Raw genomic sequence first — 19,457 nt, 5'->3', positions numbered from 1 at the left:
CCCTCCTCGGGGTGCCCGGCCGTCCCGTCGGCCGCCGACGTCGGCGTCAGTGCCCGGCGGATCCCTCGGGGCGCGCGTGGCGAGGCAGGAGGAACGAGAGCAGGAAGGTCAGGGCGAGCATGCCGTCGACGATCCACAGCACCGTCTGCATGACCGAACCGAAGCCGCTCCGGAAGGCCGATGTCCCGGTGGCCTGCAGCGCGGCGGGTATCCGGGCGCCCGCCTGAGGCGAGGTCACGGCGGACCGCGTGTCCTTCTCCATGCGCGCGCAGGACGCCGGGGTCGCGGCAGGATCCTTGGCCACGGCGCGGTCCGAGGCGCACGTGCGCAGGTCCGCCACGACGCGGTCTTGGACGGCGGGCTCGACGTGCGAGGCGGTCAGCTGCTCCCGCAGGCTGCCCGCGTGGTGGTCGACGGCGGTGGCGATCCCGCCGCCCAGCAGGCCGAAGAACACGGTGCCGAGGAGGGCCACGCCGAGGGCGCCGCCGAGCTGCTGCATCGCGGTCATCGTGCCGGACGCCGAACCCGTCTCGTGCTGCTCGACACTGGCGAGCACGATGTCGAAGAACGGCGCCATGAGAAGGCCCATCCCGATGCCGGTGACAAGCAGGGACGGCACGAGCTGCCAGGGGCCGACACCGCTTCCCGCCATGTCCAGGGTCAGCCATACGCCGAACACGCCGACCGCCATGACCAGCGTGCCCGCCTGCAGCACGGCCCGTCCGAACCGGGCGACACCCTGGGCGACCCCGAATCCGACGATCATGCCACCCGACCAGGGCACCATCACCAGTCCCGCCTTGAGCGGCGAGTAGCCGAGGCCGATCTGGGTGTAGAGGTTGAAGACCAGCATGAAGCCCTGCATGGTCGAGAAGAAGACCAGCCCGAGGGCCATGCCGCCGCTGAATCCACGCTTGCGGAAGAGGCTGGGGACGACCAGCGGGTCCAGGCCGGCCTTGCTGCGGCGAGACTCGTACGTGCCGAAGACGGCGAAGACGACCACAGAGGCGGCCATCATCAGGAACGCCCACACCGGCCAGTCGTACTCACGGCCCTGGACCAGCGGGAAGATGATGAGCAGCGCGGCCAGCGAGACCAGGAGCATGCCGACGATGTCCAGGCTCGGTTTGTCGCCGGAACGCCCCCTCGGCAGGTAGCGGAGGGCGCCGAGCAGGGCGGCGGCACCCAGCGGCAGGTTGATCAGGAAGATCATCCGCCAGCCGGTGCCGAAGTAGTCGGCGTCCACGAGCCAGCCCGCCAGGATCGGCCCGCACACCGCGGACAGTCCCATGATCGGGCCGAACAGGCCGAACGCCTTCTGCGACTCCTGCGGCGGGAACATCTCCTTGATCATGCCGAGTCCCTGCGGCAGCATCACCGCGCCGAACAGGCCCTGTACGACGCGCGCGGTGATCAGCATCTCGGGTGACACGGAGACCGCGCACAGCAGCGAACCGAGGGTGAAGCCGGCGGCCCCCACCAGGAACATCCGGCGGCGCCCGTGTATGTCCCCGAGGCGGCCCCCGGTGACGAGCCCGACGGCCATCGAGAGGGTGTACGCGGCAGCGAGCCACTGCAGGGTGGAGGCACCGCCACCGAGGTCGGCCCGCATGGAGGGGCCGGCGATGTTCGTGACGACGGCGTCGAGGAGGTCCATCACCTCGGCCGCGAGGATGACGAAGAGTGCAGCCCAGCGCCACCGGTAGGGCGCCGGCGAATCGGTGGGCGTCTCTGCGGACGCGACACCGGTGGTGGACATCGGAACTCCTTGCGGGTGGGGCCGCGCTGCGGTGGTCCGCGGGCACGGTGGGACGGATGGATGTGCCGCTCGGTTCGCTGGTACGGCCCTGCAGAGGGGCGACCGAATCGGAGAACGGTGTTCACCCTAACAGAACAGTGCTCACCAAGAGAACAGTGTTCATTGAGCTATAGCGCAACTTCGATCCGGAACAAGATATATCGCGTCCGATGGCATCGGTGCCAGTCACCGAAGGAGAACACTGTTCTCGGCGATACCTAGACTGTCCTCATGACGGACCCGGCCGACGGCACCCCCACACCACCTCCGCCTTCCCCGTGGCAGCGCGAGCGCCCGGCCCGCACCCACGTCGCCCCCTCACGCACACCGCTGTCGCGCGAACGGGTCGTCGAGGCCGCCTTCACCGTGCTGGACCGCCAGGGACTCGACGGCCTGTCGATGAGACAGGTGGCATCCGAACTGGGGGTCACGGTCTCCGCCCTCTACGCCCACGTCAGCTCCAAGGACGAACTTCTGGAGCTGATGTACAACAAGCTCTTCGAGGGCTTCGAGATGCCCGAACCCGACCCGGAGCGCTGGCAGGAGCAGCTCCGGGACTTCGCCCGCGCCGGACGGCGACGCCTGCTGGCCCACCGGGACATGGCCAGGATCTCCATGGGCCATGTCCCCTTCACCGCCGAACTGCTGCCACATGTCGAGGCGTTGCTCGGCATCTTCCGCGCCGCCGGACTGCCCGACCGCATCGCGGCGGAGGCCGGCGACCTCCTCTCCACGTACATCGACGGGTTCGTCCTGGAAGAGCACATGTGGCAGGACCGGGCCGCCAGTCGCTCCGGTGGTGATGCCTCCATGGCCCGCCCCGACTGGCGCGAGATGGCCGACGAGATGGAGAGCTACTTTTCGTCCCTGTCGCCCGAGGGCTATCCCCATCTGCGCGCCCTGTCAGGGCTGATGGTGACGGACTCCTCCGACGAGAGGTTCGACATCGGTCTGGAGATCATCCTGCGCGGCCTGGCCAGCTACCTGCCGGACCGGGCCGCCTGCGCGGGTCCGGACACCTGCCCGGCCGCGGATGCCGTCTGACCCACCCGCCTGTGCCAAGCAGGGTCGTGAGCGCCGTGGGTCCGGCCCGGAGGCGCGAGCCCGCCTCGATGCCTGCCTGGCTGAGAGTGCGTAGGGCGGACCCCGGCCTGCGCCTCAGGCCTGCGCCTCCGGCCGAGATGCCTGCCGGCGCCGGGCGGCGGTCGTACGGCTCCGCGGTTCCCGGACGCGCGGGCGCCCGATACGTGCGGCCTCCGCGGGATGGTCGCCGTCGCCCCGAAGCGCCGTGGCGAGTCGTTCGAGTTCGGTGGCGCTCAGGCCGGGGCCGCCCCCGGGAGGCGGGTACAGGCCGTCCGCCGACGGCGGCCCGGACTGTGCCGGGCCGCCGGGCGTACGCCCCGTGGTTCGTGCGGTCAGCCTGCGCTCCGCGCGTCGACGACGTGGCCGTTCTCGTCGAGCGTGTGGGTGCGCCAGTAGACGTCCCACTTGTCGTCGACGTGCTGTGGCACCTTGCCCTCCGGGTATCGCGTGTATCCGGCCGGGGGCCTTTCGCCGTTCTTGACGCACGCCGAACCGGTGCCGTTCACCGTGAGGACGGGGTACTCGCCGCTGCTGCAGATGGCGTCCCGGAAGTCCGGGGAGGAGCATCCGGCGAGCGCCGCGACCGCGGTCGCGGCGACCAGGGCGGCTCCGGCGGTCCGGAGCCTGCCGGTCCGGAGGGCGGTGGTGGGCCGGGTGGCCTTATGACGCGCGAGCACGTTCGTCTCCTCTCGCTCGATGTGCCTTCACTCTCGCCGCCGACGATCTCGGACGCCTGAGTACGCGTACTCAGGCGCCTTCGCGCGGAGGCTCACTGTGCTCGGGCTCCAGCGGTGGGGTGCGGCGCCATACCTGCGGCCTGGTGGCGGACCGGCCACGGCCAAGAAGTGGATAGATAATCCGGATCTGTTAGAGTGGCGGCGCCGGGTAACCGGATGAACTATCCAGATATGGGGAGCGGGTCGCGCGATGAAGCGAACAGCGGTGGTCACGGCAGGAACAGCGGGAATCGGGCTGGAGACCGCCTTGGGGCTGGCGGAAGCCGGGCTCGCGGTCACGGTGGTCGGGCGCGACACCGAGCGCGGTGCCCGCGCGGCAGAGCGGATCAACGCCACGGGCCCCCTGCACTCCGCGCGGTTCCTGGCCGCGGACCTCTCCTCGCTCGGCGCGGTCCGCGTCCTGGCCGACCGGATCGCCGCGGACGGTCCACTGACCGTCCTGGTCAACAACGTCGGAGCGATGTTCCCGGACCGGCAGGACTCGGCCGACGGGATCGAGGCGTCCTTCGCCGTGAACCACCTCTCGCCGTATCTGCTGACCGAGTTGCTGCTGCCCGCCCTGCGGGCCGGGACGCCCAGCCGGGTCGTGAACGTCACCTCGGGAGCGGTCGGCGTCGCCAAGCGCGTCTTCGACGCCGTCGAGCCGCCGGGGGGCTACTACGGCTTCCACTGGTACGGCCGCGCCAAGCTCGCCAATCTCGCCTACACACTCGAGCTGGCGGACCGTCTCGGCGGCACGGGCGTCTCGGTCTTCGCGGCGGACCCCGGCGGCGCCCGGACCGACATGACCGACGGCACCATGAACGATCCGAAGATCGTCTCACCGGGGCTACGGGTGCTGTGGCCGCTGGTCCGCCGTAAGTTCGAACGCTCGACCTCGGGTCCGGCGTCCGTGGCGGCCAGGCCGTCGGTCTTCGCCGCGACCGACAGTTCGCTGGCCGGCCGGACCGGCGTGGTCATCGGACCCCGGGCACATCCGGTCGCCCCCTTCCGCGCGGCCGGGGACCCCCGTGTCGCCGCGGCCGTCCGCCGCCTCAGTGAACTGCTCGCACCGCTCGGGGCCGAGTGACGGGATCCGAAGCCGGTCGGCCGTCGGGGGAGGCGGGTGGCTCGTCCGGATCGCGTACCACGACGATCCGGATGAGCCATCCAGTTAGACTCGCCCCATGACGACCGCCCCCTTGCGCAAGGATGCCGCCCGCAACTGGGAACGGATCGTCTCCGTGGCCCGCGAACTCGTCGACGAAGGCGTACCGCTGCAGCTCAACGACGTCGCCCGCCGGGCCCGGCTGGGCGTCGGCACCGTCTACCGCCACTTTCCGACCGCCGAGGCCCTCCTGGAGACCGTCGCGGCTCCCGGCCTGGAGGCACTGGCCGCCCACGGTGAGCAGGCGCTGACCGATGACGACGCCGGCCGCGCTCTGGCCGGTTTCCTGACCCGCACCATCGAGGCACAGGTCACCGACGCTTCCCTGTCCCCGGTCACCGCCGCGCCCGTGGACGCGCTGACGCGCACCAGCGAACTGAAGCGGACCCTACGGTCGGTCGGCGGACAGTTGCTCGAACAGGCCCGCGAAGCCCGGGTGGTTCGCGCCGACCTCACCTCCGACGACCTGGTCCCCCTGATGTGCGGTGTCGCCTTCGCCGCGAACGTCCACAGCGCTCCCGCCGCCCGCGCCGAGACCGCGCGCCGCTATCTGAACGCACTGCTGGAGGGCTTGTACGTCCGCTGAGGTCCGGGACGACCTGGGTTCCGGTGGTCGTTGCGAGACACCCTGGCGCCCGCGATCTGACCGCGGACACGGTGCCGTACACGACTCGGCCCCGGGTATCGGCCAAGCCGTACGGCGAGGCCCATACCCGGGGCCGGGGGGATGCCCTGCGGCAACCGAGTGCCCTGCGGCAGCGGAGTGCCCTAGGGCAGCGTCCAGTTCTGCGCACCGGTGCCGTTGCAGGTGTAGAGCTGGAGCTGTGTGCTCCAGGTGGTGGACGATCCCGGATCGTCAAGGCACTTGCCGGACCCCGGGTTGACGAGGGAGCCATGCGTGTCTGCACGCCACTGCTGGGCGCCGGTGCCGTTGCACTGGTACCACTGCACCGGAGTGCCGTCGGCCGTACCTGACTTGGTGACGTCCATACAGCCGCCCAGCACCCGGAGGGTGCCGTCCTGCGCGGCGGTCCACTGCTGGGCGCCGGTGCCGTTGCAGGCGTAGATCTGCACGGGGGTGCCGTTGGTCGTGGCGCTTCCGCGGTCGTCCACGCACAGGCCGGCCGAAACACCGGAGACGATGGACCCGGTGGCCGGTCCCGTGGCGGAGGCGGTACCGAACCCGACCGCGAAGATGTGCATACCTCCGCTGCCGACGTCGGACGGCAGCCGGACGCCGCTCACCGTCTTGCCCGCGGCCAGTGCCGCGGGCGCCGTCGCGAACACATACGTCTTCACGTTGTCGGACGAGGCCCCGGCGTGATTGCGGTAGGCGGTGGTCACCGCGACGGTGTTGCCGGAGACCGGTGAGGAACTGCCGCCGCCCAGCGTCCAGTCGGAGAGGCGGACGGTGACGGACTGGGTCGTGCCGTCCGTGTAGGTGACGATCGCGGTGCCGGAGGAGGGGCCGTTGTTGGCGGCGCCCAGGAAGGATATGGCGCCGGAGCCGGACGCCCGCATGGTCTGCCCGTTCGCCTCGTAGTTGTCGGGTGTGGCGGTGGCGGTGTCGGGCCAGGTGAACGAGACCCCGCCTGCCGTGACCTTCGCCCCGGGGGTGACTCCCGCTGAGGAGAGGGCGTTCGCGGAGTAGCTGTGGCCCGCTCCGTCGAAGTCGGCCGAGGAAGTGGCGGAGTCCCCCGAAGTTCCGATGTTCGTGTAAGTGGGCGAGCCTGGGTACGACGGCGGCGCGGAGGAGGAGGACGCGGCCCAGGAGGTGTTCGCGGAGGTGCCGAGCTGGAAGGAGAGCGTGCCGCCGTCGCCGAGGGCACCTGCCGGGACGAACGCGTTGTTCCACGCCGAGCCGTTCCAGGTGGCCGACTGCACGTACGGGGCGTTGTCCGCGGCTCCCGAGCCGTTGACGGTGAGCGTCTTTCCGGAGGGAAGGGTGATCACCGCCTGGGTGAACAGCGGGCTGCCCAGCGCCAGATCGGCGGTGCCCGGGGTCTCCGGATACATGCCGAGCGCGGACCACACGTACCACGAGCTCATCTCGCCCAGATCGTCGTTGCCCGCAAGACCGGACGGGCTGTCGGTCCAGATCTGGTCCTGCACCTGGCGGACGACCTGCTGGGTCCGGTACGGGCGGCCGATGTAGTCGTACTCCCAGGGGATGTTGAGGCTGGGCTCGTTGCCGAGGTCGGTGTGCCCGTCGCCGCCCGTCAGGGAGGACAGGTCCGTGTCGAGGAACCTCGCCATGACCGGGTTGCCGCCCATCGCGGTGGACAGTCCATGCACGTCGAACGGCACCATAGGGGTGTACTGCCAGGAGTCGCCCTCGACGAAGGTGCTGCCGGACGTCGGCGAGAATCCCGAGGCCCATGTCCCCGAGGCCGTGCGCGGCTGAATGAATCCGCTGCCGTAGTTGAAGAGGTTGCGCCAGCCCTGTGCCCGGTCGGCGAACCGGCGCTGGTCGGTGGTGTCGCCGAGGGCCCCGGCCAGCGCGGACACGGCGAAGTCGGCTGAGTTGTACTCGAGAGCGGTCGACGTCGGGCCGTAGTAGTTGCAGCAGCCGTAGCTGCCGTCGCTGGGCAGCCACCCCAGCTGCCCGAGGTAGCCGAGTCCGGGCCGGTTGTTGTTGGTACCGGTCGCCTCCGCGGCCATCGCCTTGAGCGCCGCGGCACTGTCGAAGTCCCGTGCGCCGAAGGCGTAGTAGCCCGCGATGATCTCGTCCGCCGGGTCACCGACCATGACATAGGTCTCGCCGTTGTTCTCCGACCACTTGGGGAACCGCCCGGTCTGGCGGTAGTCGTCCAGCATCGACTGCGCGGTGTCGGACGCCGCCTTCGGGGCGATCAGGGCCTCGAGCTGCGCCTGGGAGCGGTAGATGTCCCAGCCCGAGTAGTTGGCGTAGGCGGCGTCGTGGCCCGGGTCGACGGTGTGCGTCGTGCCGTCGAAGCCCGGGTACTGGCCGTTGCTGTCACTGATCACGTTCGGATGCAGCAGCGAGTGATAGAGCGCGGTGTAGAAGACCGCCTGCTGAGCGGCCGTTCCACCGGCTGTGCGCACGCGGCCGAGCAGCGAGTTCCAGGTGCCCGACGCCGCGGTCCGCACTCCGTCGAAGTCCCAGCCCGGGTTCTCCGCCGTGCGGTTGGCGACCGCGTTCGAGAGCGACACGTACGAGATACCGACCTTGGCCTGCACGATGCGTTTGGCGGTGGTGTCGAAGGTGACATAGCCGTCGGTACCGCTCGCCTGGGGGGCGAAGGTGTGCGCGGCACCGGACCGGGGAGCGGTTCCGTGCAGGACCGGCCTGTTGGGCGACTCGGGGGTACCGGGGGAGACACCTGTCTTCGGTGCCGGAACCGTGGCGGTGGCCGCCGCGGTACCGCCCTGGCTGAACGGCTGGTCGAAGACCATGTCGAAGTAGACGGTGTAGGAGTTGCCCGCACCGCAGAAGTTGCCGCTGGTGACCTGACCGCTCACCTCGGTGGTGCTGACCGTCCTGAACTGTGTATTGGAGTCACCGTTCTGACTGTCAGTCAGTTTGAAGACCAGGTTGGCCTGACTGCTGGACGGGAAGGTGAACCGTCCCATGCCGCTGCGGGTGGTCGTGGTCAGCTCCGTCTTGACACCGTTGTTCAGCGACACCGTGTACACGCCGGGGGAGGCGGACTCGTTCGTGTGGGAGAAGCCCGCCGTGGCGCCGGTGTCGACCGCGCCGACGGTCGGCAGGACCGGGATGTCACCGGCGGCGCCGCAGCCCGGGCCCGCGATATGGGTCAGGCTGAACCCGGTGATGGAGGAGTCGTTGTACTCGTAGCCGCCGCCGTCTGGCCTGTGCGGTGTGTCGGGGCTCCACTGGACCATTCCGAACGGCATGTCGGCGCCGGGGAAGTCGTCGGCGGAGTGCGACGTCCCGATGAACGGATTCACGAGTGAGGCGGGACTGGTGACGAGCGCGGGTGCGCCGCCGGCGGCGATGGCCGGGGTGGAGGCGGTGGCCACGATCAGGGCGCCGGTGGCCAGGGCTGCCGCGGGGCGCAGCAGCGGGAGGGCGCGGGACAGAAGCGGCTGAGATCTGTGCCGAGTTCGCGGTCTCGGCGGTCGCAGGGGTCTTGCCGGCGTGCGTCGTGCCATCGTGACCCTTCCCTTCGACGAGCAGGCGGAACGACCTGGACGAGGGAACTGCACACGGAGGCTGACAACGTTGTCCCGGCTCGGCTCGCTGGGCTGCGCCCGACTGCAGGTGATGGCGGGAGATGACGCGGGGAGGCATGGTGCGGAGCGGGCCGAGGGGTGACCGCGTGGCCAACTGTCCGTACGACGGGGAACGTTGGACCCTGCGCCGCGCACTGTCAAGGCCGGGCGCCACGGCACCCGTCGAAGGTCGGCCACGTGTGGCGGTGCGGCGGCGGAGACCCGCCGCCGCGCACATGGCCCTCGCCTGCGCTCAGCGGGCGGTCCCGAAGTCCTGGGTCCAGTAGCTGCCGGGCTGCGCGAGACCGACGCCGATCTCCTTGAAGCCGCAGTTGAGGATGTTCGCCTTGTGGCCGGGGCTCGACATCCAGGCGGCCATGACCTGCTCGGGGGTGGAGTAGCCGTAGGCCACGTTCTCGCCGTACGAGCTCCAGTTGTACCCGGCGGCCGTGATCCGGTCGCCCGGCGAGGAGCCGTCCGATCCCGTGTGGGACATGTTCTGGTGTTCCGCCATGTCGGCGCTGTGCGCCTGCGCCACCTTGGTCAGCGTCGAGTCGAGTGTCAGGGGCGAGCAGCCGGCCTCGCCGCGCTCGGCGTTGACGAGTGCGACGATGCGCGCCACGACGGAGGATGCTGTGGGTGTGGATGTGGGTGTGGGAGTGCTCGACGCCGTCGGGATCGCGGAGGGCGTGGCCTGCGGGGCGCTGGAGAAGGCGGTGACGCTCGGGCGAGGAGCGGCGGTCGTGGGGCGGGCCGCCGGTGCGGTGGCCTTCCGCTTCGGCTTATGGGTCCACTCGGAACGCGGGGTCGCGGTCGGGGTGGCCGACTCGGCCCAGGTGTGCTTGCTGCCGCCGTCGGCGCTCCACTCCCGGTACCAGTTGGGGTCACTTCCCCAGCTCTCGGCCGCCGTCGGCTTCGCGGCGACGTGAGCCAGGTGTCCTCCCTCGCCCGGCCAGTCGGCGCAGGCAAGGGCGACGGACGGCACCCCCACGACGCCCATGGCGAGGGCGGCGACGAGTATTCGCCGGTGGCGCGAGTTCTTGCGGTGCTTCCCCATGACTGACCTCACCCGGAAATCGCCGAGCGCTTCTCGTACGGCTGGCTGTGCGCAGACTCCGCTCTTCGACGTGCGGCGATGCCCTGCGGCTCGTCATTCTTGGACGGCTTTGCAGTGAACGCAAAGTTGGTTGCTACTAATTTGCTTAGTAGGCATGCGGCGCCCTTGTCAGGGGAGTGGGGGCGTGCTCGGCACCGCTTCGCGGCCTTCGCGAAGGAGTACCGCTCCGTCATAAACCCTCTTGCCGTGGCTGTTGGCCGTGAGGGTCCCGCCGACGGGTGCCGTGCCATGTCGAGCAGCCGGTGCCCGATCCAAGTCCGGACAAATCCATCATGTCGCAGCACGAGCCTCTACTATCCGGCACCCCTAGATCCAGGTCCGATGTGATGGATGTCACGGAAGTGATCGCTCCGTTTGTGGCCGACCCGTAGGCGCCAAGGGGTCTGAGGTCGTGATGTCCCGCACTCGCCGGCCCGCCGGTCCCGTGCGGGTGGTACCGATTGAATGATCAAAATGCCGGGCGGCTACCATATGAGCACCCTCTAGCTCGAAAGATAAGCCTGTGACTGTCAACGACGACTCGTTCACCAACTGGAAGAACCGCGAGGAGATCGCGGAGTCGATGATCCCGATCATCGGGAAGCTGCACCGCGAGCGGGACGTCACGGTCCTGCTGCACAGCCGCTCCTTGGTGAACAAGTCGGTGGTCAGCATCCTCAAGACCCACCGATTCGCCCGGCAGATCGCCGGGGAGGAGCTCTCGGTCACCGAGACGCTTCCGTTCCTCCAGGCACTCACCACGCTCGATCTCGGGCCCTCCCAGATCGACATCGGCATGCTCGCCGCGACGTACCGGGGCGACGACCGCGGGCTGTCGGTGGAGGAGTTCACCGCCGAGGCAGTCGCGGGCGCCACGGGTGAAGGCAAGATCGAGCGGCGTGAGCCGCGCGACGTCGTCCTTTACGGGTTCGGCCGCATCGGCCGCCTCGTCGCCCGGCTTCTCATCGAGAAGGCCGGTTCCGGCAACGGTCTGCGGCTGCGCGCGATCGTCGTGCGCGGGAGCGGCGGCCGGGCCGCCGACGACCTCGTCAAGCGCGCCTCGCTGCTGCGCCGGGACTCCATCCACGGCCAGTTCCAGGGCACGATCACCGTCGACGACGAGAACAGCACGATCGTCGCCAACGGCAACGAGATCAAGGTGATCTACGCCGACGATCCGACGGCGGTGGACTACACGGCGTACGGCATCAAGGACGCCATCCTCATCGACAACACGGGCAAGTGGCGTGACCGCGAGGGGCTGTCGAAGCATCTGCGACCCGGCATCGACAAGGTCGTCCTGACCGCTCCGGGCAAGGGCGACGTGCCGAACATCGTCCACGGCGTCAACCACGACACCATCAAGCCGGACGAGCAGATCCTGTCCTGCGCCTCCTGCACCACCAACGCGATCGTCCCGCCGCTCAAGGCGATGGCGGACGAGTACGGCGTTCTGCGGGGCCATGTGGAGACCGTCCACTCGTTCACCAACGACCAGAACCTGCTGGACAACCACCACAAGGCCGACCGCCGAGGCCGCTCGGCGGCGCTCAACATGGTCATCACCGAGACCGGTGCCGCCTCGGCCGTGGCCAAGGCGCTGCCCGATCTCAAGGCCAAGATCACCGGCAGCTCGATCCGGGTGCCCGTGCCGGACGTCTCGATCGCGATCCTCAACCTTCAGCTGGCGCGCGAGACCACCCGTGAGGATGTCCTCGACTACCTCCGCAACGTCTCGCTGACCTCGCCGCTCAAGCGCCAGATCGACTTCACCACCGCCCCGGACGCCGTCTCCAGCGACTTCATCGGCTCGCGCCACGCCTCGATCGTCGACGCCGGTGCCACCAAGGTCGAGGGCGACAACGCGATCCTCTACCTCTGGTACGACAACGAGTTCGGCTACTCGTGCCAGGTCATCCGCGTCGTCCAGTACATCTCCGGCGTGGAGTACCCGACTTACCCGGCGCCGACCGCGTAACGAGGCCGCCACCACAGCAAGGGCCGTCACCCGCACGCCGGGTGACGGCCCTTCGTGACTTCGGTGCCGTGTTACGGCACTTCTCCGGCCGGCCTGGGCCGAACGGCGGACGATGACTGCGGCCGGTGGCGCCTTTCGTTCCGTCCGCCGGGTGTCGCGACGGGGCGAACGTTACCTGTCGTGGCACTGGCACCGTGGTCTGACACCGGTACTCACCAGCCGGTCAGCAGCAGGTGGTTGATGAGGAGCGCGAGCGCTGCCTGGGCGGCCAGCCAGCCCTGGGGGCGGTCGAGGAGGGCACATGCCGGGAGCAGCCACATGGCGAAGGGGAGCCAGATGCGCTCAGTCTCCGCCTTGCTCATGCCGGACAGGTCCGCGGCCAGCAGGGCGAGCAGGGCGCAGAGCACCAGCAGGGCCAGGCGTGACTCGGGGACGCCGGCCGCCGGAGGGCGACGGACGCCGGTGAGCGCGGCCGCGGCACGTCGCAGGCCTCCCGCGGTCGCGAGGCCGACCACCGCCACGGTGCAGGCGAGGTTCGCCCACACCCAGTAGCCGTAGGGCCGGATCCCACCGACGCCTTCGTAGTAGCGCGTCACCAGCAGCCGGTACGCCTCCCACCAGTCGAATCCGGCGGCGGTGAACAGAAGGGGGACGACGGCGAAGCCCGCGATGAGAAAAGGGGCGCCGCGCAGCAGCGTGCCGGCGGGTATCCGGCCCAGTGCCACCACGCCCGCCCCGATCAGCGCGAACAGCGTGAGACCGTAGGAGAGATAGCAGGTCAGGCCGAAGAGCAGACCCGATCCGAAGGCGGCGGCTGCCCGCGGTCCGGCTCCCGTGTTCCCCGTCACCGCCAGCGCCAGCAGCGCCACGGACCAGGACGCGACGGCCGCGAAATAGCCGTCGGCGGAGGCGCCCACCCACACCGCGGCCGGTGCCAGGACCAGGAAGGGCGCCGCCCGGCGCGCGAGGGCCTCGCCGGTCAGTGCCCGCAGGGCGGTCAGCACGGCCACGCACGCCGTGGCACCGACGGTGATGCACCAGGCCCCGGCCCAGCCGCCGCCTCGAAGACCGATGCGGTCGAGCAGGACGAAGGTCACGGTCGCGGCCGGGGGATGTCCGGCGATATGGGCGGGCCAGGGAGCGGGGGACGCGCTCACGATGTGGTGGGTGAAGTCCCGCAGCGTCGCGGGAATGTCGTGGAAGCGGTCGATGACCCGGAGGTACTCGTTGGTGGCGGTGAGCCGGCCGGCAACGCCCCGCTGCCAGCCGTCCACCAGGGCGAGGGACCACGTCCACGCCAGGCAGGCGCCCCAGGCCGCCGCGAGCAGCGCCCGCCACGGCAGTCGAGCCGCGAGAGCCGGTCCGTACGCCACCACAAGGACCGCCACCAGCAAAGCGGCCGGAGTCCCCGGTCCGACATGGGGCTCCCAATGGGCGAACAAGGGCGGCCAGTTGACGAACAGCGAGTGGTGGTCGTGCTGGATACGGCGGCCGATCACGACCGCGGCCACGATGAGCAGGGCGGCGGCCAGGACGGCGTACAGGTCACGGCGGAGGGAGCGGGTCACACCGGAACGCTAGGCCCCGGACGGGGCGCACGGGCGGGTCGCGGGGCGGACGTCAGAGTTTCGTCATCGGTCGAGAGCCCTTGTGCGGGGTGGTCGCGGCCTACGGTCGGGACATGCCCGATCAACGGCTTCCCTCATCTCCCGGTTTCTGGCGCAGTCCCCTGCGCGGGCCCTGGTTCACCTCGGTTCTGGGTCTGGTCCTGCTCGTCGGCATCACCGTGCTGTTCGTGACGGGGCTGCTCTCCTACGCCGCCTACAACCCGGACCTGTCACCGGTCAACGACATGACCCCCGGCAAGGGGCTCCTCGGCTTCTATCTCTTCGACTGGCCCACACATCCTGCCTGGCTGTACCGGCTGAACCAGGGCGTGCACGTCACGCTCGGCATCACCTTGATCCCTGTCCTGCTGGCCAAGTTGTGGTCGGTCCTGCCCAAGCTGTTCGCGCTGCCACCGGCGCGGTCGCTCGCCCATGCCCTGGAGCGGATCTCGCTGCTGCTCCTGGTCGGGGGAGGGCTCTTCGAATTCGTCACCGGTGTGCTCAACATCCAGCTCGACTACCTCTTTCCGGGCTCCTTCTACACGCTGCACTTCTACGGCGCCTGGGTCTTCTTCGCCGCGTTCCTCGCCCACGCCGTGCTGAAGACACCGGCGGCCCTGCGCGCCGTGCGCCGGATACGGGAGGAGGGGGCGCTGCCCGACGGGGAACTCGTGTCCCCCCGGCCGGATCCGCCCACCGTCTCCCGGCGCGGGGCGCTGGGGCTCGTCGGCGGCGGGTCGCTGCTGCTGTTCGGCACCACCGTGGGCCGGAGCGTGGACGGCTCGCTGCGAGAGGCCGCGGTACTCGCGCCGCACGGCGGCACCGGACCGGCCCGGGGCCCGGGTGGCTTCCAGGTCAACAAGACGGCCGCCTACGCGGGGATCCGCGACGACGAGACGAGCGAGGAGGCATGGCGGCTGGTGGTGGTCGGCCGCTCCCGTACCGTTCGGCTCAGCCGGGGCGAGCTGCTGCGGCACCCGCAGTACAGCGCGGCGCTGCCCATCGCCTGTGTGGAGGGCTGGGCCACCTCGGACCAGTGGTGGCGCGGGGTACGACTGCGTGACCTCGCCGCACTCGTCGGGCACGACGACCCGCCCGATGTGCTCGTGGAGTCGCTCCAGCGACACGGCGCCTTCCGCCGGGCCGCCCTGCGGGCCAACCAGGTCGCCGACCCGCGTTCGCTGCTCGCTCTGCACGTCAACGGTGCTGACCTGACGCCGGACCACGGCTATCCGGCGCGGATCATCGTGCCCGCGGCGCCCGGTGTGCTCAACACCAAGTGGGTGGGACGGCTGACGTTCGGAGACCCGCGATGAGGCGCCGGATCGTGGTCGGCAGCCCCGTACAACTGTTGCTGCTCGCCTGCTCGTTCACACTCGCGGGGTACGCCGGCCTGCGGCTGCTGGACGGAGACTGGTTCCAGATCGCGCTGTGGATGGTGGGCGCCGCGTTCCTGCACGATCTCGTGCTGCTGCCGCTCTACGCGGTGGCGGACCGCGCGGTCGTACGGGGTCTCGACAGGGCCGGACACCGGGAGTGGGCGGGATACGTCCGCGTCCCGGCCGCCCTGTCCGGGCTGCTGCTCCTGGTGTGGTTCCCGCTCATCAGCGGTCAGGTGGCCCAGCGCTACCGGTTGGCCACCGGGCTCTCCACGGGCCCGGTCCTCGCCCGCTGGCTGCTGATCACCGCCGTCCTCTTCGGCGGCTCGGCGCTGCTGCTGGTAGTGCGGCTGCGGCTGCGGAGGGCGACGAAGCAGCGCCCGCCCGAAGACCACTGATCGACGGCGCGCCAGCCCCTGCCGCGCGCGTGGCGCAGCAGGGCCGGCGTGCCGAGCCGCGCCCAGGGAAACGGGCTGCCCGTGCCGTTCTGGTCGCCGGGGAGATCGACGACCTGGACACTGACCCGTTCGTCGATGTCCGCGGGCGTGGTCTCCACGACCAGCGTCCCGCCGGGCCGCAGGAGTTCGTACAGCCGGTCCAGCAGGGCGTGCGGGTCGCCGCCTATGCCGACGTTGCCGTCCATCAGGAGCGCGGTGTCCCAGCGGCCTTCGCCGGGGACAGATTCGAAGACGGAGCGGAGCAGTGCGGTCGCACGGCCCGGCTTCCGGTTCCGCCGCGGCACGGGGTGCGCGAGCCGCCGGAGGGTGTGAGCGACGGCGGCCTCGCTGACGTCGATGCCGAGGACGTCCCGCCCTCGTTCGGCGAGCGCGGAGACCAGCCGTCCCGGTCCGCACCCGATGTCGAGCACGGACCCTTCGCACCGGCCCAGTACCGCCAGATCGACGGCGTCGGCCTCCGCGCACCATCGTTCGACCTCCAGAGGCAGCAGCCAGCCGTCGGCCCGCCGCAGGAAGAGCGGGCCCCGGCCCGAGCGCAGGGCGTGGGAGTACGGATCGTCCGCGGCCCAGGGCGAGGAGACGCCCGCCGCGCCGTGTGCGGCGGTGTCCACCGGCGCGATGTCGTATGCCGCGCTCATCGGGTGCTGCCCGTCCTGAGCCGGGTGAACAGCGCGGCGAACGCGCTGCCGGGCGCCGCCGCCGCGACGGCCCTGGCGTCGCCGGCGGTGTCGACATCGCGCAGGCACGGCAGGTCGCGCACCCGCAGCCCCGCGGCCACGAGCCTGTCCCGCTGCACTGCACCCGTCGTGTCGGTCGACATGGGCACACCGCGCAGCAGCGACGGATCGGGGTCGGCCAGTCCCAGGGCCCAGAATCCGCCGTCCTCGGCCGGGCCGAAGTACGCGTCGCAGCCGGCGAAGTCCACGGTGAGCAGGTCCGGTGTCACCTGCGGTGTGTCCATTCCGATCAGCAGCGCGGGGCCGTCGCAGCGCGCGAAGGCCGCGGCCAGGCGTTCGTCCAGCCCGCCCTGGCATTGCGGTACGACCTCGAACCCGGACGGCAGCCATGGTCCGGGCCGCCCCTGGAGGACGAGGATGCGCCGGGTGGCGGGGGTCCGCGCCACCGCACTCAGGGTGTCGGCCAGCGCGGCCTCGGCGAGCGCCGCCGCCTCGCGCGGGGTGAACGGCGGCGTCAGCCGGGTCTTCACCCGTCCCGGCCGCGGCTCCTTGGCGATCACGAGGAGTGTGGTCACCGGGCGGTCCCTCCCACCGTGGTTCCCGTCGGCGGCTGGGCGAGCACACGGCTCATGTCCCGAACCGCCTGCCAGGTGCCGCGCCAGGTGCCCGTCACCTTCGAGTCGCCCGTGCGCGGCAGATACGGCACGTCGTGCTCGGTGATCCGCCATCCCGCGTCGGCCGCGTGCACGACCATCTGGAGGGGATAGCCGCTGCGCCGGTCGCTGAGTCCCAGGGCGAGCAGGGACTCGCGGCGGGCGGCGCGCAGCGGGCCCAGGTCGTGCAGACGCAGCCCGGTGCGGCGGCGCAGCATCCGGGCGAGCGCGAGATTGCCCGCCCTGGCGTGCGCCGGCCAAGCGCCCTTGCCCTGCGGGCGCCGTCGTCCGAGCACCAAGTCGGCCTCGCCGGAACGCACTTCACGGACGAAGCGCACGAGCAGCGACGGATCCAGCGAGGCGTCGCAGTCGCAGAAGCAGACGATGTCGGCGGTCGCGGCGGTCAGCCCCGCATGGCAGGCGGCGCCGAAACCGCGGCGCGGCTCGTGGACGACCCTCGCGCCGAGTTCGAGCGCGAGAGCGGCCGAGCCGTCCGTGGAGCCGTTGTCCACGACGAGCGCACGCCAGCCGTGCGGGATGCGGGAGAGGACCCAGGGGAGTGCCTCGGCCTCGTTCAGACAGGGGAGCACCACGTCGACGTCCGGTGGTGTGGGAGAGGTCGTCACGGCTTTCACCCTACGAACGCGAAGGGGACATTCCGGACTCCGGCTCCTTACGAAACACGGACGTCGGCGGCCGGGAGAGGGGGCGGAGGCACTGCCGAGGGTGACGTGGTGCGAGGCTGGACGCATGCAGCAGCCGTACGAGCCCAAGGAGCCGGTGCCCCATGAGCACCGGTCGGCCGAAGCCGCCCGCGTCCTCGTCGTGGAGGACGACGCCACCGTCGCCGAGGTCGTCTCGGGTTATCTGGACCGAGCCGGTTACGCGGTGGACCGCGCGCAGGACGGGCCGACGGCGCTGGCCCGGGCCGCCGCCCACTGGCCCGATCTGGTGGTGCTGGATCTGATGCTGCCCGGGATGGACGGCCTGGAGGTGTGCCGCAGGATGCGCGACCGTGGGCCCGTGCCCGTGATCATGCTGACCGCGCGCGGCGACGAGGACGACCGCATCCTCGGCCTGGAGGTGGGGGCCGACGACTACGTCACCAAGCCCTTCAGCCCCCGCGAACTGGTCCTGCGGGTGGAGTCGGTGCTGCGCCGGGCACGGCCCGGGAACGGAACACGTCAGCCGTTGGGCGCCGCGGGGCTCACCGTGGATCCGGCCGCCCGCCGTGCCACCAAGGACGGCGCCGAACTCGCCCTCACCCTACGCGAGTTCGACTTGCTGGCCTTCTTCCTTCGGCACCCGGGGCGGGCGTTCAGCCGCGAGGACCTGATGCGCGAGGTGTGGGGCTGGGACTTCGGCGATCTGTCGACCGTGACCGTCCATGTCCGGCGGTTGCGCGGCAAGGTCGAGGACGACGCGGCCAGGCCCCGTCTGATCCAGACCGTGTGGGGCGTGGGCTACCGGTTCGACCCCGCCGGGCGTGAAGAGCGCGCAGGGAGCTGACGATGAACGACACACTTCTCATGGCCCTGTACGCCTTCCTGGGCGCCGCCGCCTCCGGCCTGGCCGGAGCGGGTGTGCTGCGCCTGATCCGGCGGCGCTCGCTCACCGCGTCCCTCACCGTGGTCGCCGCCGTGGCGGTGTTCGCGATGCTCGCCGGCACGCTGGCCGTGGCCGAGGCGATGTTCCTGTCCGGGCACGACCTGAGGGTCGTGACGACGGTCGTCGCGATGGCGGCGGTCGTCTCACTGGCCACCGCGCTGCTGCTGGGCCGGTGGGTCGTCGCCCGGAGCCGCGAACTCCAGCTCGCGGCAAGGTCGTTCGGAGAGGGCGGCGACTTCGCCGCCCCGAGGGTTCCGGCCACCGCTGAACTCGCCGCACTGAGCAAGGAGTTGGCCGCCACCAGCGCCAAGCTAGCCGAGTCCCGTGAGCGTGAGCGCGCCCTGGAGTCCTCCCGGCGCGAGCTGGTGGCCTGGATCTCGCACGATCTGCGCACCCCGCTCGCCGGACTGCGGGCCATGGCGGAGGCACTCGAGGACGGGGTGGCGGCGGACCCGGGCCGCTACCTCAGGCAGATCCGCACCGAGGTCGAGCGCCTCAACGACATGGTCGGCGACCTGTTCGAGCTCTCCCGTATCCACGCCGGCGCGCTCGCCCTCGCGCCCAGCCGGATGTCGCTGTACGACCTCGTCGGCGACGCCCTCGCGGGAGCGGACCCGCTCGCCCGCGAGCTGGGGGTACGGCTGGTCGGTGACCACGTCGAACCGGTGCCGGTGGAGGTGGACGGCAAGGAGATGAGCCGTGTGCTGGGCAATCTGCTCGTGAACGCGATCCGGCGGACACCGGCCGACGGCACCGTCGCGGTCACCGCCGAGCGCTCGGCCGACGGCGTGGTGCTGTCCGTGACCGACGGCTGCGGCGGGATCGCCGAGGACGACCTGCCGCGCGTCTTCGACACCGGCTGGCGCGGCACGCATGCCCGGACGCCGCCTGCGGGGGCGGGTCTGGGCCTCGCCATCGTCCGCGGCATCGTGGAGGCCCATCAGGGTCATGCCACCGTGCACAACATCCCGGGCGGCTGCCGCTTCGAGGTGACGCTTCCCGCGGCCATGGGGTGAACCGGCCGGGCCCGACCCTGGTC

The 19,457-nt window shown here is 70.9% G+C and carries 15 protein-coding genes; 7 read left to right on the top strand and 8 right to left on the bottom strand.

Annotated features, from left to right (window positions below; genetic code table 11):
- Positions 1-46: 46 nt before the first annotated feature.
- The gene (locus ABZ845_RS08315) at positions 47-1,759 is read right to left on the bottom strand and encodes an MFS transporter (RefSeq protein ID WP_360974633.1); all 1,713 of its coding nucleotides are present in this window, start codon (positions 1,757-1,759) and stop codon (positions 47-49) included.
- A gap of 270 nt (positions 1,760-2,029) precedes the next feature.
- Here ABZ845_RS08315 and ABZ845_RS08310 point away from each other — a divergent pair, with 270 nt between their 5' ends.
- A complete protein-coding gene (locus ABZ845_RS08310; RefSeq protein ID WP_360974630.1) occupies positions 2,030-2,842 on the top strand; it encodes a TetR/AcrR family transcriptional regulator in 813 nt (270 codons plus the stop codon).
- 371 nt (positions 2,843-3,213) lie between these two features.
- Here ABZ845_RS08310 and ABZ845_RS08305 read toward each other — a convergent pair whose 3' ends face one another.
- Positions 3,214-3,483: a hypothetical protein gene (locus ABZ845_RS08305; protein ID WP_360975177.1), complete on the bottom strand. Its 270-nt coding sequence runs from the start codon at positions 3,481-3,483 to the stop codon at positions 3,214-3,216.
- A 325-nt stretch (positions 3,484-3,808) separates the two neighbouring features.
- Between ABZ845_RS08305 and ABZ845_RS08300 the strand changes: the two genes are divergently transcribed.
- Both ABZ845_RS08300 and ABZ845_RS08295 read left to right on the top strand, forming a co-directional pair.
- Positions 3,809-4,687: an SDR family NAD(P)-dependent oxidoreductase gene (locus ABZ845_RS08300; protein ID WP_360974627.1), complete on the top strand. Its 879-nt coding sequence runs from the start codon at positions 3,809-3,811 to the stop codon at positions 4,685-4,687.
- A 97-nt stretch (positions 4,688-4,784) separates the two neighbouring features.
- Positions 4,785-5,351 (top strand): TetR family transcriptional regulator, encoded by a 567-nt coding sequence (locus ABZ845_RS08295; protein WP_360974624.1) that lies wholly within the window; start codon positions 4,785-4,787, stop codon positions 5,349-5,351.
- Between the two features lie 182 nt (positions 5,352-5,533).
- On the opposite strand, the gene ABZ845_RS08290 is transcribed toward ABZ845_RS08295, so the two are convergent.
- Together ABZ845_RS08290 and ABZ845_RS08285 are read right to left on the bottom strand one after the other, a co-directional pair.
- Entirely contained in the window at positions 5,534-8,902 is a 3,369-nt protein-coding gene (locus ABZ845_RS08290; RefSeq protein ID WP_360974621.1) for a lectin, read from the bottom strand.
- A 313-nt stretch (positions 8,903-9,215) separates the two neighbouring features.
- Entirely contained in the window at positions 9,216-10,019 is an 804-nt protein-coding gene (locus ABZ845_RS08285; protein ID WP_360974618.1) for a CAP domain-containing protein, read from the bottom strand.
- Between the two features lie 562 nt (positions 10,020-10,581).
- Here ABZ845_RS08285 and ABZ845_RS08280 point away from each other — a divergent pair.
- Entirely contained in the window at positions 10,582-12,036 is a 1,455-nt protein-coding gene (locus ABZ845_RS08280) for a glyceraldehyde-3-phosphate dehydrogenase (protein WP_360974615.1), read from the top strand.
- 212 nt (positions 12,037-12,248) lie between these two features.
- Here the strand turns inward: ABZ845_RS08280 and ABZ845_RS08275 are convergent, their stop codons facing one another.
- Positions 12,249-13,604 carry a hypothetical protein gene (locus tag ABZ845_RS08275; protein WP_360974612.1) on the bottom strand — a complete coding sequence of 452 codons (1,356 nt, stop codon included), beginning with the start codon at positions 13,602-13,604 and terminating at the stop codon, positions 12,249-12,251.
- Positions 13,605-13,717: 113 nt separating this feature from the next.
- Between ABZ845_RS08275 and ABZ845_RS08270 the strand changes: the two genes are divergently transcribed.
- On the top strand, positions 13,718-14,959 hold the full coding sequence (locus tag ABZ845_RS08270) for a molybdopterin-dependent oxidoreductase (protein ID WP_360974609.1): 1,242 nt from the start codon (positions 13,718-13,720) through the stop codon (positions 14,957-14,959).
- A gap of 310 nt (positions 14,960-15,269) precedes the next feature.
- Here ABZ845_RS08270 and ABZ845_RS08265 read toward each other — a convergent pair whose 3' ends face one another.
- The 3 genes from ABZ845_RS08265 to ABZ845_RS08255 are packed head-to-tail and all read right to left on the bottom strand — an operon-like array spanning position 15,270 to position 17,445.
- On the bottom strand, positions 15,270-16,118 hold the full coding sequence (locus ABZ845_RS08265) for a methyltransferase domain-containing protein (protein WP_360974606.1): 849 nt from the start codon (positions 16,116-16,118) through the stop codon (positions 15,270-15,272).
- Complete coding sequence (locus ABZ845_RS08260; RefSeq protein WP_360974603.1) at positions 16,115-16,732, bottom strand: DUF2064 domain-containing protein; 618 nt, start codon at positions 16,730-16,732, stop codon at positions 16,115-16,117. The genes ABZ845_RS08265 and ABZ845_RS08260 overlap by 4 nt, the downstream gene beginning before the upstream one ends.
- Positions 16,729-17,445, bottom strand: coding sequence for a glycosyltransferase family 2 protein (locus tag ABZ845_RS08255; protein WP_360974600.1), 717 nt, complete (start codon positions 17,443-17,445; stop codon positions 16,729-16,731). The genes ABZ845_RS08260 and ABZ845_RS08255 overlap by 4 nt, the downstream gene beginning before the upstream one ends.
- Positions 17,446-17,560: 115 nt before the next feature.
- On the opposite strand from ABZ845_RS08255, the gene ABZ845_RS08250 reads away from it, so the two are divergent.
- Positions 17,561-18,319: a response regulator transcription factor gene (locus tag ABZ845_RS08250; protein ID WP_360974597.1), complete on the top strand. Its 759-nt coding sequence runs from the start codon at positions 17,561-17,563 to the stop codon at positions 18,317-18,319.
- A 2-nt stretch (positions 18,320-18,321) separates the two neighbouring features.
- Positions 18,322-19,434: a HAMP domain-containing sensor histidine kinase gene (locus tag ABZ845_RS08245; protein WP_360974594.1), complete on the top strand. Its 1,113-nt coding sequence runs from the start codon at positions 18,322-18,324 to the stop codon at positions 19,432-19,434.
- The last annotated feature ends 23 nt before the right edge of the window (positions 19,435-19,457 follow it).

This window comes from Streptomyces sp. NPDC047022, from assembly GCF_040644155.1.
Classification (GTDB): Bacteria; Actinomycetota; Actinomycetes; order Streptomycetales; family Streptomycetaceae; genus Streptomyces.
This window is presented reverse-complemented; position numbering and strand designations above follow the sequence as displayed.

What these genes read in the sequence shown, in the direction of transcription:
- ABZ845_RS08315 (WP_360974633.1), bottom strand. Translation starts at nt 1,759, where the DNA reads ATGTCCACCACCGGTGTCGCGTCCGCAGAGACGCCCACCGATTCGCCG.
- ABZ845_RS08310 (WP_360974630.1), top strand. Translation starts at nt 2,030, where the DNA reads ATGACGGACCCGGCCGACGGCACCCCCACACCACCTCCGCCTTCCCCG.
- ABZ845_RS08300 (WP_360974627.1), top strand. Translation starts at nt 3,809, where the DNA reads ATGAAGCGAACAGCGGTGGTCACGGCAGGAACAGCGGGAATCGGGCTG.
- ABZ845_RS08295 (WP_360974624.1), top strand. Translation starts at nt 4,785, where the DNA reads ATGACGACCGCCCCCTTGCGCAAGGATGCCGCCCGCAACTGGGAACGG.
- ABZ845_RS08290 (WP_360974621.1), bottom strand. Translation starts at nt 8,902, where the DNA reads ATGGCACGACGCACGCCGGCAAGACCCCTGCGACCGCCGAGACCGCGA.
- ABZ845_RS08285 (WP_360974618.1), bottom strand. Translation starts at nt 10,019, where the DNA reads ATGGGGAAGCACCGCAAGAACTCGCGCCACCGGCGAATACTCGTCGCC.
- ABZ845_RS08270 (WP_360974609.1), top strand. Translation starts at nt 13,718, where the DNA reads ATGCCCGATCAACGGCTTCCCTCATCTCCCGGTTTCTGGCGCAGTCCC.
- ABZ845_RS08265 (WP_360974606.1), bottom strand. Translation starts at nt 16,118, where the DNA reads ATGAGCGCGGCATACGACATCGCGCCGGTGGACACCGCCGCACACGGC.
- ABZ845_RS08250 (WP_360974597.1), top strand. Translation starts at nt 17,561, where the DNA reads ATGCAGCAGCCGTACGAGCCCAAGGAGCCGGTGCCCCATGAGCACCGG.
- ABZ845_RS08245 (WP_360974594.1), top strand. Translation starts at nt 18,322, where the DNA reads ATGAACGACACACTTCTCATGGCCCTGTACGCCTTCCTGGGCGCCGCC.